Raw genomic sequence first — 18,380 nt, 5'->3', positions numbered from 1 at the left:
CCTCACCCCGCGCGGCGTGCAGCACCTCCAGGAACGCGGCCGCCGCCGCCGACACCGAGACCGACATTCGAACCGACTGGTCCGGAAGGCCGGTAGACCATCTCGGAGGTTCGATAGCCGCCACGATTGCACACAATCCGCAGATCGCCATTGGCACTGCCGACATTCACCGATGCCGGAGTAGTGACATTCCAGCTGCCGCTATTGGTCGAAACCAGGCAGTTGGCGCCCGGCAATTGCTGACCATTGACGGCCGTATCGATCGCAATCTCGCCGTCCGATCCTGTCGTGGCGCAGGCAGCAATCAGCAGCGGCAGGAGCAAGATCGAACGACGCATTTCAGACCTCTTAAAAGTTAAGCGAACGCTTGTCGACCGCCAGCGCGGCCTCCTTGGTGGCTTCCGAAAGCGACGGATGGGCGTGACAGATACGTGCGATATCTTCAGCGGACGCACGGAATTCCATTGCTACGACCGCTTCGGAGATCAGTTCCGAGACAACCGGACCGATCATATGCACGCCAAGGATCTCGTCGCTCTTGGCATCAGCCAGGAACTTCACCATACCGGAGGTATCACCGAGCGCGCGAGCACGACCATTCGCCATGAACGGGAAGGTGCCCGACTTATAGGCAACGCCTTCGGCCTTCAATTGCTGCTCGGTCTTGCCAACCCACGCGATTTCCGGGGATGTATATATGACCCAGGGAATTGTGTTGAAGTTCACGTGCCCATGCTGACCCGCAATACGCTCGGCAACCGCAACGCCCTCTTCCTCCGCCTTATGGGCGAGCATCGGGCCACGCACCACGTCGCCGATTGCCCACACATTGGGAAGATTGGTCTTGCAGTCGTCGTCCACCGCGATGAATCCACGCTCGTCGAGTTTCAGGCCAACACCTTCGGCATTCAAACCGATCGTGTTCGGCACTCGTCCGATCGATACGATCAACTTGTCGAACACCGCAGTCTGGGCAGCGCCCTTGTCATCGGTGTATTCAACGGTTACGTCTTTCTTGCCTGCGGTAATCGCACCGATTTTCACGCCCAAATGAATGGCCAGACCTTGCTTGGTAAAGAGCTTGAACGCTTCCTTCGCAATCTGCTCATCGACCGCGCCGAGGAATGCCGGAAGGGCTTCCAGCACCGTGACTTCCGCTCCGAGGCGGCGCCAGACGCTTCCCATTTCCAGTCCGATCACGCCGGCGCCGATCACTCCCAGCTTCTTCGGCACGCCATCGATCGCGAGTGCACCGGTATTGGACAGGATCAGATTCTCATCGAACGGTGCGCTGGGCAATGCACGCGGATTGGAGCCGGTTGCGAGAATGATGTGCTTGCCGGTAATTATCTCTTCGCTCGCGCCGGTTACCTTGATCGCATATCCGCCGCTATCGGCTTTTTCAAAACTGCCGCGGCCATGGAAAAACGTGACCTTGTTTTTCTTGAAGAGATAGAGAATGCCGTCATTGTTCTGCTTGACGACATTGTCCTTGCGCGCCTGCATTTGACCCAGATTCAGGGTGAGGCCCTTGACCTCGATCCCGTGCTCGGCAAAACCGTGCCCCGCATGTTCGAAATTCTCGGATGACTGCAACAGCGCCTTGGATGGAATGCAGCCGACATTGGTGCACGTGCCGCCTGGGGCAGGACCGCCCTTGGCATTTTTCCAGTCGTCGATACAAGCGGCCGAAAAACCAAGCTGCGCAGCGCGAATCGCTGCGACATACCCGCCGGGGCCGCCCCCAATAACCACCACATCAAAAATTTTTGACATATTCAACCTATTTAGCCGTATGAAAAACCGGGATTGCGAGCGTCGCAATCCCGGCAAGACGCCATCAGAGATCCAGCAGCAAGCGTGCGGGATCTTCCAGCGCTTCCTTCATGGCGACCAGTCCGAGGACGGCTTCACGTCCGTCGATAATGCGGTGGTCGTACGACATGGCGAGATAGTTCATCGGACGAATGACGATCTGACCGTTCTCGACGACCGGGCGATCCTTGGTCGCGTGCACGCCGAGGATGGCGGACTGCGGCGGGTTGATGATCGGCGTCGACAGCATCGAACCGAAAACACCGCCGTTGGAGATCGAGAACGTTCCTCCGGTCAATTCCTCCAGCGTCAGCTTGCCGTCCTTGGCCTTTACACCGAATTCGGCGATTTTCTTTTCAATTTCCGCGATGGACATCTGGTCCGCATCGCGCAGGATGGGGACGACCAGGCCGCGCGGCGAACCGACGGCGATACCGATATCGAAATAGCCGTGGTAGACGATGTCGTTACCGTCGACCGACGCATTGATGACCGGATATTTTTTCAGTGCGGCTACAGCGGCTTTGACAAAGAACGACATGAAGCCGAGCTTCACGCCATGCTCTTTTTCGAACTTGTCCTTGTACTTATTGCGCAGTTCCATCACCGGCAACATGTTCACTTCATTGAAGGTCGTCAGGATCGCGTTGGTCGACTGCGACTGCAGCAGGCGTTCCGCGATACGGGCACGCAGGCGGCTCATCGGCACGCGTTCTTCCGGGCGGTTTGCCAGGTTGGGCGAAACAGGCGCGGCGACCTGCTGCAATGCAGGCTTGGATGGCGCGGCGGGTGCCGGAGCAGGAACGGCGGCAGCCTTGTTCTGGGTTGCGTTGATGACGTCGCCTTTGGTGACGCGGCCATCACGTCCGGTGCCGGCGACCTGGCTGGCGGTCATTTTGTTTTCGGACAGCATCTTTGCGGCAGCAGGCATCGCGACACCGCTGGAACCAGCTGGTGCCTTGGCAGCAAGGGCGGAAATTGCTGCACCTACAGGATCGGACGCGCCCGCAGACGCCGTCGATGTTGAAGGTGCCGGTGCCGGCGCGGCGGCCACCGCGGTGCCGGCCTTCGCTTCGGTATCGATTTTTGCAATAACTTCGCCGGCCACCACCGTGCTGCCATCGCCCTTGATGACTTCGGTAATCACGCCGCTGTCCGGCGCAGGCAACTCGAGCACGACCTTGTCGGTCTCGATGTCGATCATGTTTTCGTCACGCGTGACGACGTCGCCTACCTTTTTATGCCACTGCAACAGCGTCGCTTCGGCGACGGATTCCGACAGTTGTGGAACTTTGACTTCAAGAATTGCCATGTAACTCTCCGTTTCGGGTTGTTCGTTCGGCACGCCAGCTTCTAGCGTGCCGCCGGGTCTTTATTTGGTCAGCACAAAACCTTTGAGCTTGGAAAACGCGGTGTCGATCAATGCCTTCTGTTGCGCATAGTGCTTGTCGTAATAGCCGACCGCGGGCGATGCGCTGGCGGGACGACCTGCGTATGCCAGTTTCTGGCCGTCTTCCAGGTTTTCGAAAATGTTGTGCTGGATCTGGAACCAGGGACCCTGGTTCTGCGGTTCGTCCTGTGCCCAGACCAGTTCGGTGAAGTTGGGGAAGCGCTTCAATTCCGCCGCGAAGGCCTTGTGCGGGAACGGATAAAGTTGCTCGACGCGGATGATGGCCGTGTCGGTCTGCGCACGTTCCTTGCGCGCATTGACCAGTTCGTAGTACACCTTGCCGGAGCAGGCGATGACGCGCTTGACCTTCTTCGGATCGATCTTCTCGTCCACCTCGCCGATCACCGTCTGGAACGAACCTTTCGCCAGTTCGGACAGCGGCGAACCGGCATCCTTGTTACGCAGCAGCGACTTCGGTGTCATGATGACCAGCGGCTTGCGGAACAGGCGAATCATCTGGCGGCGCAGCAGGTGGAAAATCTGGGCGGCCGTCGTTGGCTGCACCACCTGCATATTGTTGTCTGCGCAGAGCTGCAGATAGCGCTCCAGGCGAGCCGACGAGTGTTCCGGCCCCTGGCCTTCATAGCCGTGCGGCAGCATCATCACCAGGCCGGAGGCCCGGCCCCATTTCACCTCACCGGAACTGATGAACTGGTCGATCACGACCTGTGCGCCATTCGCGAAGTCGCCGAACTGCGCTTCCCAGATGGTCAGGGTATTCGGCTCGGCAGTCGAATACCCGTATTCGAAGCCAAGCACCGCCTCTTCGGACAGCACCGAATCGATGACGGCGAACGGCGCCTGATTCTCGGACACGTTTTGCAACGGGATGTAGCTGCCCGCGTCCCAGCGTTCACGGTTCTGGTCGTGCAGCACCGCGTGACGGTGGACGAACGTACCGCGTCCGGCATCCTGTCCGGTCAACCGCACCGCATAGCCGGAGGACACCAGCGATGCATAAGCCAGGTGCTCACCCATGCCCCAATCGAGATTGAGTTCGCCCTGCCCCATCGCCGCACGGTCGTTCAGCACCTTTTCAACCAGCGGGTGGACCTTGAAGTTCTCAGGCACAGTGGTAATGCGGGATGCGAGGCGCTTCAACTCGGCCAGCGGCACCGAGGTATCGGCGGCATCGGTCCATTTGCGGTTGAGGAACGGCATCCAGTCGACCGCATACTTGCTCTTGAAGTTGGAGATGACCGGATCGACGGTATGGCGCCCGGCATCCATTGCATCGCGGTATGCCTTGACCATTTCGTCGCCGCCTTCGCCCGGAATCGTGCCTTGGGCGACAAGCTTGTCGGCATACAGTTTGCGCGTGCCGGGATGCTGGCCGATTTTCTTGTACATCAGCGGCTGTGTCAGGGCAGGCGTGTCCTGCTCGTTGTGGCCCAGCTTACGGAAGCACACGATATCGACAACGATGTCCTTCTTGAACTCGAGGCGGTAGTCGAGCGCGATCTGGGTCGCAAATACCACCGCTTCCGGATCGTCGCCGTTGACATGCAGCACGGGCGCTTCGATCATCTTGACGACGTCGGAGCAATACAGCGTCGAGCGGGAATCGCGTGGGTCGGACGTCGTAAAACCGATCTGGTTGTTGATGACGATGTGCACCGTACCGCCTGTGCCATATCCACGTGTCTGCGCCAGGTTCAGGGTTTCCATGACGACGCCCTGGCCGGCGAAGGCGGCGTCACCGTGCACCAGGATCGGCATGACCTGCGATCCGTCCTTGTCGCCGCGGCGCTCCATGCGGGCCTTGACCGATCCCTCGACGACGGGATTGACGATTTCGAGGTGCGATGGATTGAACGCCAGCGAAAGGTGCACCGGACCGCCCGGCGTCGTAATGTCGGACGAGAAGCCTTGGTGATACTTGACGTCGCCGGCAGGCAGATCGTCGGCGTGCTTGCCTTCGAATTCGGCAAACAGATCCTGCGGCATCTTGCCTAGCGTGTTGACCAACACATTCAGGCGGCCACGATGGGCCATGCCAATGACGATTTCCTGAACGCCCTTTTCACCGGCGCGCTGGATGGTTTCGTCGAGGGATGCGATGAAGCTTTCCCCGCCTTCGAGCGAGAAACGTTTCTGGCCGACGTACCGGGTATGCAGATAGCGTTCCAGGCCTTCCGCGGCGGTCAAACGTTCCAGAATATGGCGTTTTTTCTGGTCGGAGAAGTTCGGTGTCGAACGGACCGATTCCAGGCGCTCCTGGATCCAGCGCTTCTGTGCCGGATCGCTGACGTACATGAATTCAGCGCCGATCGACCGGCAATAGGTGTCGCGCAAGGCATTGAGCAGATCGCGCAAAGACGCGGTCTCGGGTCCGAAGTAGGTATTGCTGATATTGAAGACGATGTCCATATCCGCATCGGTGAAACCGTAGAAATTCGGCTCCAATTCCGGAATGGCGGGACGTTCCTGGCGCTGCAGCGGATCGAGATTGGCCCAGCGGTTTCCGAGGAAGCGATATGCGGCAATCAATTGTGTTGCGGCGACACGCTTGCGCCCCATTTCCATGTCGGTCGACGCGGTTACGGTGCGAATCGGGCCTTGCTTGGCGCGTTCTGCGAATGATGCGATTACTGGGGCGTGAGCGACATCGGGCTTGGTCGAGCCATCGACCGCCGGGACGTTCTGCATCGCGTCGAAATAGGCGCGCCAGTTGTCAGGCACGGAGCCGGGATTGTTGAGGTAAGCCTCGTACAGTTCTTCAACGTACGGTGCGTTTCCTCCAAACAGATAGGAATTGGAGAAGTACTGCTGCATCATCTTGCTCACCTTTCTTCGCGTTTCGCGAGATTAGCGGGTTATTAAACCTTCCGCGACACGGCCTGACCGGTTAGCGGATCGCACATCAAGTTGTGGGGGGAAGGGCTACGTGACCTGAAGTGTTCGGATACGATCGAGCCGCTAGAATAGCATAGTTATTCCGGTCAACAAAAAAGCGGGCCACAAAGGACCCGCTTTTTTCGCATCAGGCAAATCGCAATTTACTTGCGCTTGTCCATCGGCGGTACTGCACGCGGCTCCGAACCGACGAACAGCTGGCGCGGACGACCGATCTTTTGTTCAGGATCGGAAATCATCTCGTTCCATTGGGCAATCCAGCCGACGGTACGCGCCATCGCGAAGATACCGGTGAACAGCGAAACAGGAATACCGAGAGCGGACTGTACGATGCCGGAGTAGAAGTCGACATTTGGATAAAGTTTGCGGGATACGAAGTATTCATCTTCCAGGGCCACCTTCTCCAGTGCCATTGCAAGCTTGAACAACGGATCGTTCTGCAGGCCCAGTTCGTTCAGAACTTCATGGCAGGTCTCGCGCATCAGCTTGGCACGCGGGTCGTAGTTTTTATAAACACGGTGGCCAAAGCCCATCAGCTTGACGCCGGAGTTCTTGTCCTTCACCTGCTTGACGAACTCGCCGATCTTGTCGACCGTGCCGATTTCCTTGAGCATGTTCAGTGCGGCTTCGTTGGCGCCGCCGTGGGCAGGACCCCACAGGCAGGCGATACCGGCAGCGATACATGCGAACGGATTGGCGCCTGACGATCCCGACAAACGCACCGTCGATGTCGATGCGTTCTGCTCGTGGTCCGCGTGCAGAATCAGGATGCGATCGAGTGCACGTACCAGGACGTCATTGACCTTGTACTCTTCGCATGGCGTCGAGAACATCATGCGCATGAAGTTGGCGCTGTAGGAGAGGTCGTTGCGTGGATAGACGAAAGGCTGTCCGACGGAATATTTGTATGCCATCGCAACCAGCGTCGGCATCTTTGCGATCAAGCGGATCGCCGACACTTCACGATGGTGCGGATCATTGATATCCAGCGAGTCGTGGTAGAAGGATGCCAGAGCGCCCACCGTACCGACCAGCACCGACATCGGGTGCGCGTCACGGCGGAATCCACGGAAGAAGAACTGCATCTGCTCGTGAACCATTGTGTGGTTGGTTACGGTGCTGACGAACTTCTTCTTCTGGTCTGCGTTCGGCAGTTCGCCGTTGAGCAGCAGGTAGCAAGTCTCAAGGAAGTCGCAATTGACTGCCAGTTGCTCGATTGGGTAGCCGCGATACAGCAGTTCGCCCTTGTCGCCGTCGATGTATGTGATTGACGAGTTACAGGCAGCAGTCGACATGAATCCGGGGTCATAGGTGAATTTGCCCGTTGCCCCATACAGCTTGCGGATATCAATGACATCCGGACCGACCGTGCCCTTATAGATAGGAAGCTCCAGCGAAGGGGAACCGTCGGAAAACGAAAGCGTTGCTTTTATATCAGAATTGGTCATGTCTCTTCCTTTAAATAAGGAGGGGTAAGTCGATGGTTAAAAAAATTAATATAGTCCGCGTCAGGCCTTGCGCATTCTCTCCAGCAACGCATGGATATGCGGCGAATCCAGTTCTCCGTCGGGCTCTTTGCGCGCCAACAGCAGATCCATCAACTCGCCATCTGCCAAATCCATCAGGCTGGAAAATGCCTCGACCTCTGCATCGGTCATGCTCGCTTCGTGGGCATCCAGAAAGCGGCTGATGATCAGATCGTTTTCAAGCAGGCCGCGACGTGCGCGCCAGCGAAGCCTGGCTCTTTTTACCGGGTCCGCCTGGTGGGGTATCGACATATGTTCATTCGCTTAATGCATGCGCCGTCCGCGAGAAAAGTCCGCTGGCGCAAAAACAAGGCGGGACATCATCTGTCCCGCCCTGAGGACGGTTACACCGTACGGCGCACCATCAATTCCTTGACCTTGCCGATCGCCCGGGTCGGATTCAGGCCTTTCGGACACACATCCACGCAGTTCATGATCGTGTGACAACGGAACAGGCGGTATGGATCTTCGAGGTTATCAAGACGCTCGTTGGTCGCCTGGTCACGGCTGTCAGCGATGAAGCGATATGCCTGCAGCAGACCGGCCGGACCGACGAACTTGTCTGGATTCCACCAGAATGACGGGCAGGATGTCGAGCAGCATGCGCACAGAATGCACTCGTACAGGCCGTCCAGTTCCTCGCGCTCGGCCGGCGACTGGAGACGCTCCTTCTCCGGCGGGATGCTTTCATTGATGAGGAACGGCTTGATCGAATGGTATTGCTTGAAGAATTGCGTCATGTCGACGATAAGATCGCGGATGACCGGCAACCCCGGCAAAGGACGCAACACGATCGGCTGGCTCAATTCGTTCAGGTTGGTCGTGCAGGCAAGACCGTTCTTGCCGTTGATGTTCATTGCATCCGAACCGCACACGCCTTCCCGGCAGGAACGGCGCAACGCGAGCGAGTCATCCACATCCGACTTGATACGCTGCAGCGCATCCAGCAGCATCTTGTCGGTATCCTGGAGTTCTACCGTCAAGTCCTGCATGTAAGGCTTGGCATCCTTGTCCGGATCGTAGCGATAAATCTGAAACTTGAGAGTACGTGGCATGTTCTGGCCTTATCGAAAATTTGCGGAAGCAGGCCGACCGAAATGCCGCCTGCTTCCTGAAATCTGTTTCAGTGCCGGTTCACCTGGAGCCGGCACCGATAAATTAAAACGTCCTTGCTTTCGGCTTGAAGGTCTCCACCGTCAACGGCTTGGTGTTCACCGGCTTGTAATCGAGGCGGTTGCCTTCGGAGAAGAACAGGGTGTGCTTCATCCAGTTTTCGTCGTCGCGCTGCTCATAGTCCCTATGCGCATGGGCGCCACGTGATTCCTTGCGAGCGGCAGCCGATACGATGGTTGCCTTGGCGGTCTCGATCAGATTGTCCAACTCCAGCGCCTCCACGCGGGCTGTATTGAACACCATCGACTTGTCCTTGAACGACACATGCTTGCGCCGCTCGTCGAGTTCCATGATCTTGCGCACGCCGGTCTGCAGCAACTCATCCGTACGGAACACGCCGCAGAACTGCTGCATCGTCGCACGGATCGCATTCGCAACATCCTGTACGCGCTCAGAACCTGTGCTCGACTCCAGTCGTGCCAGACGGGACATTGCCAGATCGGCAGCGTCTGCCGGCAGCGGCTTGTGGCTTTGCGCTTTCAGGTTGCTCTGGACGATGTGATTGCCGGCGGCGCGACCGAAAACGACGAGGTCGAGCAGCGAATTGGTGCCGAGGCGGTTTGCGCCGTGCACGGATACGCAGGCACACTCGCCGATCGCATACATGCCGTTGACGATTTCATTCGGATTGCCGTTCTTCGGCACCACGACCTGGCCATACACATTGGTCGGGATTCCACCCATCTGGTAATGGATCGTCGGCACGACGGGAATTGGTTCCTTGGTTGCATCGACATTCGCAAACTTGTGTGCGATCTCGAGAATCGACGGCAGACGTTTCTTGATGGTATCGGCGCCGATATGGCGCAGGTCCAGCAACACGTGATCCTTGTTCGGGCCGCAACCGCGGCCTTCCTTGATTTCCTGGTCCATCGAACGGGATACGAAGTCCCGCGGCGCCAGATCCTTCAGCGTGGGCGCATAGCGCTCCATGAAACGTTCGCCGTTGGAGTTGATGAGGATACCGCCCTCGCCGCGTACGCCTTCCGTGATCAGCACACCTGCACCGGACACGCCGGTCGGGTGAAACTGCCAGAACTCCATGTCTTCGAGCGGCAGACCCGCGCGAGCCGCCATGCCCATGCCGTCGCCGGTATTGATGAACGCATTCGTGGACGCCGCCCAGATACGCCCTGCTCCGCCAGTTGCAAACAGCGTCGTCTTCGCTTCGAGGATCATCACCTCACCGGTTTCCATCTCAAGCGCAACGACGCCGAGCACATCGCCTTCGGCATCACGCACGAGGTCGATGGCCATCCATTCAACGAAGAAATGTGTCTTGGCGCGAACGTTTCGCTGATACAGGGTGTGCAGCAAGGCATGACCGGTCCGGTCCGCCGCCGCGCAGGCACGCTGCACCGGCTTTTCACCGAAATTGGCGGTATGACCGCCGAACGGGCGCTGATAAATCGTGCCATCCGGATTGCGGTCGAACGGCATGCCGAAATGTTCCAGCTCGTAGACCACTTTCGGCGCCTCGCGGCACATGAATTCGATAGCATCCTGGTCACCCAGGTAGTCCGATCCCTTGACGGTATCGAACATATGCCAGTACCAGTTGTCTTCCGACATATTGCCCAGCGAGGCGCCGATGCCGCCTTGCGCCGCCACGGTATGCGAACGGGTCGGGAAGACCTTGGACAGAACTGCGACATTCAGGCCGGCTTCGGCGAGTTGCAGGGAAGCGCGCATGCCGGAACCGCCGGCTCCGACGATCACGGCATCAAAGCGACGTGAAGGAATGGAAGATTTGATAGCTGCCACGATTAGGTTCTCCAGATGATCTGCGCTGCCCAACCGGCGCAGCCGATGAGCCATACGACGGTAGCGATTTGAAAAACAAGCCGCAAGGCGACCGATCCGGTGACATAGTCCATCCAGATGTCTCGCATACCGACCCAGGCGTGGTAGAACAGCGAAAGCAAAGTGACGAAGGTGGCGATCTTGAACCACTGGTGGGAGAACAGCCCTGCCCAGCCCTCGTAACCGAAATTATTTGCGGAAAGAAATGCGACAAGCAGGATGACCGTGTACACCGCCATGACGATTGCAGTGACGCGTTGCGCCAGCCAGTCACGAAGGCCGTAATGCGCGCCGACAACAAGACGCTTCGGTCCGATGTTATTTTTTGCCATTTAGAATGCTCCGAACAATTTCAATGCCACCAGCAAGGTCAGCGGAAGACTGATGGCGAATACGCCGACTGCGGATTTGCGTGCGCTATCCTTGTCCAGTCCAACATGCAGATCCATGACCAGGTGGCGAATGCCGGCGCAGAAATGGTGGAGATAGGCCCAGACCAAGGCCAGAATGACAAGCTTGACGAACCAGTGGGAAACGAATCCTTTGAAATACTCGAATGAGATTTCGGAGATCAGGCTCTGGTCGAGCATGTAAAGGATGAATGGGAGAAGCAGGAACATCAGTCCGCCGCTGACGCGGTGAAAGATGGATACAAAGCCGGCTAGCGGCAGACGGTAATGCACGGTTTGTGCAAAACTCATTACGCCATAGTCCCGCCGGGGTTTTGTTACCGGTTCCCGCCGGGGCTTATTTATGGCTTCAGACATGACAAGACCTCCAGAGCTTAACAATCACGTAATTTTCGCCGATTTTTGTGCAGCACACCAACTGATATTATGCATCGTGCGCAATAAGTTTGTTATCAACCAGAAATTGCGCCCTCCGGAAACGGTGGCGACAGATGCTCAGCTCAACTCATTTTGATAGTGATGCCGGTCTGTCAGGTACAAACCACGCCTCACTTCCACCGGCTTGTCGCCATACGTATATGACACCCTCTCGACACTTAACAAGGGCGTAGAGACCTCAATCCCCAACAATTCCGCCGTCTGCTCATCGGCGGAGACCGCCCGGATCTTCTCGGTCGCGCGAATCATCCGGGTGCCGAACTCCGTCTCGAACAGGCCGTACATTGGCCCCTTGTATTCGCTCAATCGTTCCGCAGTCAAACCTTTGAACAGGACACCAGGCAGCCAGATCTCCTCGACGATGGTGGGGATGGCGTCGAAGGACTGCACACGCTTGATAAAAATCACGGAATCGCCCGATTTGATGTCCAGCAGGCGCGCGAGCTCGGCTGGCGAGCGCAGGCGCTTGACATCCAGGATCCTGTTTTCGGCGTAATGCGGCTCACCCGCATCCGGCATCAGCCTCAGGAACCGGAACTGCGCGCGGGCTTCGTGGTGGGTGGCGACAAACGTTCCCTTGCCTTGCCGCCGCACCACAAGATTTTCAGCGGCAAGTTCGTCGATCGCTTTGCGAACGGTGCCCTGGCTGACCTTGAAGCGATTGGCAAGCTCGACCTCGCTCGGGATCAACTCGCCCGGCTTCCACTCGCCGGACTGCAGGCTTTGCGTGATGAGCGCCTTGATTTGCTGGTAAAGGGGACTGAAAGTGGGAGACGTGCCGGAGCTGGAAACTCCCGCTCCTGCGCCGGAAGCGCCGCTGCTTGGTATGTTGGGCGGGACGGAACTCATAACTTACGATTTCACCACGAAACGCCGCTTTCCGTCCAGCAAAAATTGATGTGATATGTCTTATATAAGATATAAGATAGGCGTTGACAGACCAGCCTGCTAAGCCTACACTCGCGGGCAATATTTACGCTGTGCATTGCTTGCGGCGCATATTACGCATGTAGCTTGAACCGCTTTGAGCGGATGTTGAAAATGCGTTCGGGGGCAAGGTCAGTCAGACAATCGAAGTACTGTGGGTGGTGCGCCATCCACTTAGTCGACTTCGGCAGGCTCGAGACGGCCCCGCACCCATTTTTGACCGACGCTCTAGTAGGCTTGGCAGGGTTTCAACGGTATCATTGCAAGCTTACCTAAAACCTTGTCAAGTTTCGACACCGTCTTCTCACCACTCTGGAGATTCAACATGGCTAAAGCCCCTATGCGCGTCGCCGTCACCGGTGCCGCCGGTCAAATCGGCTATTCCCTGCTCTTCCGCATCGCCAACGGCGACATGCTTGGCAAAGACCAGCCGGTCATTCTGCAACTGCTGGAAATCCCTGACGAAAAAGCACAGAAGGCGCTCAAGGGCGTCATGATGGAAATCGACGACTGCGCGTTTCCGCTTCTCGCAGGCATGACTGCGCACAGCGACCCGATGACCGCATTCAAGGACATCGACGTTGCGCTGCTGGTCGGCGCCCGTCCGCGCGGCCCCGGCATGGAGCGCAAGGACCTGCTCGAAGCAAACGCCCAGATCTTCACGGTACAGGGCAAGGCGCTCGACGCCGTCGCATCGCGCAACGTCAAGGTGCTGGTCGTCGGCAACCCGGCCAATACCAATGCCTATATCGCCATGAAATCGGCACCGAACCTGCCATCCAAGAATTTCACCGCAATGCTGCGCCTGGACCACAACCGCGCGCTGTCCCAGCTTGCAGCCAAGGTCGGCAAGCCGGTCACCTCGATCGAGAAGCTGTGCGTCTGGGGCAATCATTCCCCCACGATGTACGCCGACTTCACTCATGCGACCGTCGACGGTCAGCCGGCCAAGGCATTGGTCAACGATGACGCATGGACCAAGGATGTGTACCTGCCGACAGTCGGCAAGCGCGGCGCGGCCATCATCGAGGCGCGCGGCCTGTCTTCGGCGGCATCCGCAGCGAACGCAGCCATTGACCACGTGCGCGACTGGGTGCTCGGCACCAACGGCAAATGGACCACAATGGGCATTCCGTCGGACGGCTCCTACGGCATCCCGGAAGGCACGATGTTCGGCTATCCGGTGACCACGCAGAATGGCGAGTACTCCATCGTCCAGGGCCTGCAGATCGACGCATTCTCGCAGGAGCGCATCAACCTCACGTTGAAAGAGCTCATGGAAGAGCGTGACGGCGTGAAGCACCTGGTAGGCTAAGTAACGCAAAATAAACAAGGGCGCTACGGCGTCCTTGTCTTTCCCCCAACAGAAGTCAAGTTTTCATGCACCCTTCCGAGGTCTTATTCCAGGGTAAACGCCAGCCGGCATCCATCCCGGTCTGCGATCATTACGCCGGCTCCGAAAAGCTGATGCGGAAATCGATTGCGCTGCAACAAGAACTTGGTCCTGTCTTTGACATCACGCTGGACTGCGAAGACGGCGCCAGCGCCGGCAATGAAGAAGCGCACGCCCGCCTGATCGCGGCGCTGGTCGCGAGCGAAGAGAATGCGCACGGCCGCATCGGCGCACGCGTCCATGACTGCACGCATCCCTCTTTCGAACAGGACGTATCCATCATTTGCGAACAGGCGCAACGCCTCGCCTATATCGTCCTTCCAAAAGTCGAATGCCTGGCGGATGTCGTACAGGCTGCCTCGGTCGTCAACCGGTTTGCCGGTGCGGCGGGACGCTCCGACCTGCCGTTGCATGTGCTGATAGAGACCCATGGCGCCCTCGCCGATGTGCGGGCGATCGCGGCATTGCCGCAAGTCGAGTGCCTGTCGTTCGGCATCATGGATTTCGTATCGGCGCATTACGGCGCGATCCCCGGCAACGCGATGCGCAGCCCGGGACAATTTACCCATCCACTGGTGACGCGCGCCAAGCTCGAGATCGCGGCGGCCTGCCACGCATACGGCAAAGTGCCTTCGCACAACGTGACAACGGAGATCAAGGACACCGCAGTCGTCGCCGGCGATGCGCAGCGGGCGTCCTCGGAATTCGGCTACACCCGGATGTGGAGCATTCATCCGGGCCAGATCAAACCCATCCTCAAATCTCTGGCGCCTCGCAGCTCGGAGATCAACGACGCAACAGCCATACTCAACGAAGCGAAGAATGCGCACTGGGGACCGATACAATACAACGGCAAGCTGCACGATAGAGCCAGTTATCGGTACTACTGGACCATTCTGCAACGAGCCAAATTGAGTGGCCTGCCCATGCCGGAAGCGGCGGCGGGCCTGTTATGAGTAAAAGTGCAGTGTTGTCCGGTATGCAAACCGGCACGCGCACTCCCGGAGACGACGAATGAAACTGCCCCACATACTGATTCTTGCCACCGCCAGCCTGGCATTCGCATTCCCAGCTCACGCACAGAGCGACGCCGAGAAGAAAGCCGAAAAAGCTGCCGCAAAGAAGGCGCCGGCCAAAAAGGCAGCGCCGAAAGCGGATGCCGCCGCGACGGATGACGATGATCAGGAACCCGACGTCGCGTCGTCTGCTTCTACGGAATATGATTGCGAACTCGGCAACAAGCTGACCATCTTCCGGAATCAGGAGGACAACAAGCACATCGCCCTGCGCTACAAGAAGCAGCTTCGTCGCATGACCCGCGTGGAGACGACGACTGGCGCCAACCGGTTCGAGAACCTCAAGAACGGCTGGGTATGGATCGACATTCCCGCCAAGGGCATGCTGCTCGATTCGAAGAAGGGCCAGCAGCTCGCGAACGAATGCAAAAATCCAGAGCAGCTCAAGATGGCGGCGCCGGGATTGCTGAAAAGCTCATTGGCTAGTGATTAGCCGGGCAAAGGCGGCGAGGCCTGGATAAAGCCTTCGCCGCCTTCACCCAAGACGTACCGAATTTGATTTCATCGCATTGAGATCATTGCATTGAAGTCCCCGTAATAATGTCATTTTTATAATCAGTTGATTCGCATTTAAGGAGAGGTCATGTCCCGCAACACACTGAATACGCTGAAGGAATTCAAGATTTCGGATTCCAAAAAAGGCAAGTTCTATTCGCTACCGGCGCTCGAAAAAAAGCTCGGCATCAACATCTCGCGTCTGCCGGTATCGATTCGCATCGTGCTGGAATCGGTGCTCCGCAATTGCGACGGCAAGAAAGTGACCGAAGAACATGTGCGCGAACTGGCGAGCTGGGAACCGAATGCCGCGCGCGTGAACGAGATTCCGTTCGTCGTGGCACGGGTCGTGTTGCAGGACTTCACCGGCGTTCCTCTTCTCGCCGACCTCGCAGCAATGCGCGGCGTTGCCTCCAAGATGGGTATAAAGCCAAAGAACATCGAGCCGCTGGTACCGGTCGACCTCGTGGTTGACCACTCGGTGCAAATCGACCATTACCGCCAGAAGAATGCGCTGGACCTCAACATGAAGCTGGAATTCCAGCGCAACAATGAGCGTTACCAGTTCATGAAATGGGGCATGCAGGCATTCGACACATTCGGCGTGGTTCCACCGGGCTTCGGCATCGTTCACCAGGTCAACCTCGAATACCTCGCGCGAGGCGTGCACAAAAAGGCTGACGTCTACTATCCCGACACACTGGTCGGCACCGACTCCCACACCACCATGATCAACGGTATCGGCGTTGTCGGCTGGGGCGTGGGCGGCATCGAGGCGGAAGCCGGCATGCTGGGCCAGCCGGTCTACTTCCTTACACCGGATGTGGTCGGCGTGAACCTGACCGGCCAACTGCGCGAAGGCGTTACCGCGACCGACCTGGTGCTCACCATCACCGAACTGCTGCGCAAGCACAAGGTCGTCGGCAAATTCGTCGAATTCTTCGGCGAGGGTACAGCATCCCTGTCCACCACCGACCGCGCCACCATCGGCAACATGGCACCGGAATACGGCGCCACCATGGGCTTCTTCCCTGTCGACGAAGCGACGATCGACTACTTCAAGGGCACCGGCCGCACCAAGGCGGAAATCGATGCGTTCGAGAATTACTTCAAGGCGCAGAACCTGTTCGGCATTCCACGCGCCGGCGACATCGATTACACCTCGGTGGTCGAACTCGACCTCGGCACCGTGGCACCGTCGCTCGCCGGTCCGAAGCGTCCGCAAGACCGTATCGAAATCGGCAATGTGAAGTCGACCTTTGCAGACCTGTTCTCCAAGTCCCCTGCCGACAACGGCTTCAACAAGAAGCAGGAAGATCTGGATGCGGTGTATGAGACATCCGACGGCATCAAGGTCCGCAACGGCGACGTGCTGATTGCCGCCATCACCTCCTGCACCAACACCTCGAATCCGAGCGTCCTGCTGGCCGCCGGCCTGCTGGCGAAAAAAGCGGTCGAAGCCGGCCTGACCGTCTCGCCGCACATCAAGACCTCGCTTGCTCCCGGATCGCGCGTCGTCACCAAGTACCTGGAAGCGGCTGGCCTGCTGCCTTACCTGGAAAAGCTCGGCTTCGGCGTAACGGCTTACGGCTGCACCACCTGCATCGGCAATGCCGGCGACCTGACACCGCCGATGAACGAAGCGATCGTGAAGAACGACATCGTCGCGTCCGCCGTCCTGTCGGGCAACCGCAACTTTGAAGCACGTATTCACCCGAACATCCGCTCCAATTTCCTCGCCTCCCCACCGCTGGTCGTGGCGTATGCGATCGCAGGCAATGTGACCCGCGACCTGATGACCGAGCCTGTCGGCAAGGGCAAGGGCGGCAAGGAAATCTTCCTCGGCGATATCTGGCCGACTTCGCAAGAAATCAACAAGCTGATGAAGTTTGCGATGAACGCCAAGACCTTCAAGGAAAACTACGCCGACGTACAGGGCGCTCCAGGCAAACTGTGGGAGCAGATCAAGGGCGTTGCAAAAGGCGAAGTCTACAACTGGCCGAAATCCACCTACATCGCCGAGCCACCGTTCTTCGAAGGCTTCGCCATGCAGCCGAAAGAAGCAGCGACAGGCATTTCCGGCGCACGTGCGCTTGGCGTGTTCGGCGACTCGATCACCACCGACCACATCTCCCCGGCCGGCTCCATCAAGGAAACCAGCCCGGCAGGCAAGTGGCTGCTGGAAAACGGCGTTCTGAAAGCCGACTTCAATTCCTACGGCTCGCGCCGCGGTAACCATGAAGTGATGATGCGCGGCACATTCGCGAATGTCCGCATCAAGAACCTGATGATCCCGGCCAAGCCGGACGGCTCCCGCGTCGAAGGCGGCCTGACGATCCATCAGCCAACCGGCGAAGAAATGTCCATCTACGATGCGGCCATGAAATACGTCGGCGACAATGTGCCGACCATGATCTTCGCTGGCGAAGAATATGGCACCGGTTCGTCTCGCGACTGGGCTGCAAAGGGCACGCAATTGCTCGGCGTCAAGGCGGTCATCGCGCGTTCGTTCGAGCGTATCCATCGTTCCAACCTGGTCGGCATGGGCGTATTGCCGCTGCAGTTCCTCGGCGACGACAGCGTCACAACGCTGGGCATCACGGGTAATGAGACGTTCGATCTGAAAGGGATCGAAAGCGACATCAAACCGCAGCAGCAGGCGACATTGGTGATCAACCGTGCCGACGGCAGCAAGCAGGAGGTCAAAGTCCTGCTCCGTATCGATACGCCGATCGAAGTCGACTACTACAAGCACGGCGGCATCCTGCCATTCGTGCTCAGGCAGCTCCTGGCTGCTTAAGCACTGCCCGACGAAGTTCGTGATGCGATCCGCATCGCCGCTCCGTCAGGAGGCCGGGCGCCTTCCCCGCGAATGCTGACGAAGGTGTCCCGGCAGCGTGGCATGTCAAGTTGATGCAAATCAACAGATCGGGTCACTGATACACGCTGCGGACCGCCGGTGAAGGCTGCAAGCAAGCTGTAAGCAACGTCCTGTATTGTCGTGTTCTAAGAAACGCC

At 58.1% G+C, this 18,380-nt stretch carries 15 protein-coding genes; 4 read left to right on the top strand and 11 right to left on the bottom strand.

Going from position 1 to position 18,380, the window contains the following annotated elements; all coding sequences use genetic code 11:
* Positions 1 to 2: 2 nt before the first annotated feature.
* The 11 genes from V7080_RS02360 to V7080_RS02310 form a co-directional block, all read right to left on the bottom strand.
* Positions 3 to 338 (bottom strand): hypothetical protein, encoded by a 336-nt coding sequence (locus V7080_RS02360; protein WP_334186789.1) that lies wholly within the window; start codon positions 336 to 338, stop codon positions 3 to 5.
* Positions 339 to 348: 10 nt separating this feature from the next.
* Complete coding sequence (gene lpdA, locus V7080_RS02355) at positions 349 to 1,776, bottom strand: dihydrolipoyl dehydrogenase (protein WP_334186788.1); 1,428 nt, start codon at positions 1,774 to 1,776, stop codon at positions 349 to 351.
* A gap of 64 nt (positions 1,777 to 1,840) precedes the next feature.
* On the bottom strand, positions 1,841 to 3,127 hold the full coding sequence (gene odhB / locus V7080_RS02350) for a 2-oxoglutarate dehydrogenase complex dihydrolipoyllysine-residue succinyltransferase (protein ID WP_334186787.1): 1,287 nt from the start codon (positions 3,125 to 3,127) through the stop codon (positions 1,841 to 1,843).
* Positions 3,128 to 3,187: 60 nt separating this feature from the next.
* Positions 3,188 to 6,043 carry a 2-oxoglutarate dehydrogenase E1 component gene (locus V7080_RS02345; RefSeq protein WP_334186786.1) on the bottom strand — a complete coding sequence of 952 codons (2,856 nt, stop codon included), beginning with the start codon at positions 6,041 to 6,043 and terminating at the stop codon, positions 3,188 to 3,190.
* Between the two features lie 221 nt (positions 6,044 to 6,264).
* The gene (gene gltA, locus V7080_RS02340) at positions 6,265 to 7,569 is read right to left on the bottom strand and encodes a citrate synthase (RefSeq protein ID WP_334186785.1); all 1,305 of its coding nucleotides are present in this window, start codon (positions 7,567 to 7,569) and stop codon (positions 6,265 to 6,267) included.
* A gap of 60 nt (positions 7,570 to 7,629) precedes the next feature.
* Positions 7,630 to 7,899 carry an FAD assembly factor SdhE gene (locus V7080_RS02335; protein WP_334186784.1) on the bottom strand — a complete coding sequence of 90 codons (270 nt, stop codon included), beginning with the start codon at positions 7,897 to 7,899 and terminating at the stop codon, positions 7,630 to 7,632.
* 92 nt (positions 7,900 to 7,991) lie between these two features.
* Complete coding sequence (locus tag V7080_RS02330) at positions 7,992 to 8,702, bottom strand: succinate dehydrogenase iron-sulfur subunit (RefSeq protein ID WP_326860840.1); 711 nt, start codon at positions 8,700 to 8,702, stop codon at positions 7,992 to 7,994.
* A 103-nt stretch (positions 8,703 to 8,805) separates the two neighbouring features.
* A complete protein-coding gene (gene sdhA, locus V7080_RS02325; protein ID WP_334186783.1) occupies positions 8,806 to 10,584 on the bottom strand; it encodes a succinate dehydrogenase flavoprotein subunit in 1,779 nt (592 codons plus the stop codon).
* Between the two features lie 2 nt (positions 10,585 to 10,586).
* Entirely contained in the window at positions 10,587 to 10,955 is a 369-nt protein-coding gene (sdhD, locus tag V7080_RS02320) for a succinate dehydrogenase, hydrophobic membrane anchor protein (RefSeq protein ID WP_334186782.1), read from the bottom strand.
* On the bottom strand, positions 10,956 to 11,390 hold the full coding sequence (gene sdhC / locus V7080_RS02315; RefSeq protein ID WP_334186781.1) for a succinate dehydrogenase, cytochrome b556 subunit: 435 nt from the start codon (positions 11,388 to 11,390) through the stop codon (positions 10,956 to 10,958).
* Between the two features lie 138 nt (positions 11,391 to 11,528).
* Positions 11,529 to 12,320: a GntR family transcriptional regulator gene (locus tag V7080_RS02310; protein WP_334186780.1), complete on the bottom strand. Its 792-nt coding sequence runs from the start codon at positions 12,318 to 12,320 to the stop codon at positions 11,529 to 11,531.
* Between the two features lie 403 nt (positions 12,321 to 12,723).
* On the opposite strand from V7080_RS02310, the gene V7080_RS02305 reads away from it, so the two are divergent.
* The 4 genes from V7080_RS02305 (at position 12,724) to acnA (ending at position 18,162) form a co-directional block, all read left to right on the top strand.
* Complete coding sequence (locus tag V7080_RS02305) at positions 12,724 to 13,713, top strand: malate dehydrogenase (protein ID WP_334186779.1); 990 nt, start codon at positions 12,724 to 12,726, stop codon at positions 13,711 to 13,713.
* Positions 13,714 to 13,778: 65 nt separating this feature from the next.
* Positions 13,779 to 14,747: an HpcH/HpaI aldolase/citrate lyase family protein gene (locus tag V7080_RS02300; RefSeq protein WP_334186778.1), complete on the top strand. Its 969-nt coding sequence runs from the start codon at positions 13,779 to 13,781 to the stop codon at positions 14,745 to 14,747.
* A gap of 58 nt (positions 14,748 to 14,805) precedes the next feature.
* Positions 14,806 to 15,300 (top strand): hypothetical protein, encoded by a 495-nt coding sequence (locus V7080_RS02295; RefSeq protein ID WP_334186777.1) that lies wholly within the window; start codon positions 14,806 to 14,808, stop codon positions 15,298 to 15,300.
* Between the two features lie 150 nt (positions 15,301 to 15,450).
* On the top strand, positions 15,451 to 18,162 hold the full coding sequence (gene acnA, locus V7080_RS02290) for an aconitate hydratase AcnA (protein WP_334186776.1): 2,712 nt from the start codon (positions 15,451 to 15,453) through the stop codon (positions 18,160 to 18,162).
* The last annotated feature ends 218 nt before the right edge of the window (positions 18,163 to 18,380 follow it).

It is taken from the genome of Noviherbaspirillum sp. (genome assembly GCF_036846085.1).
In the GTDB taxonomy this organism is placed as follows: Bacteria; Pseudomonadota; Gammaproteobacteria; order Burkholderiales; family Burkholderiaceae_D; genus Noviherbaspirillum.
Note: the sequence above shows the minus strand (reverse complement) of the source record. Positions and strands in the feature narration are given on the sequence as shown.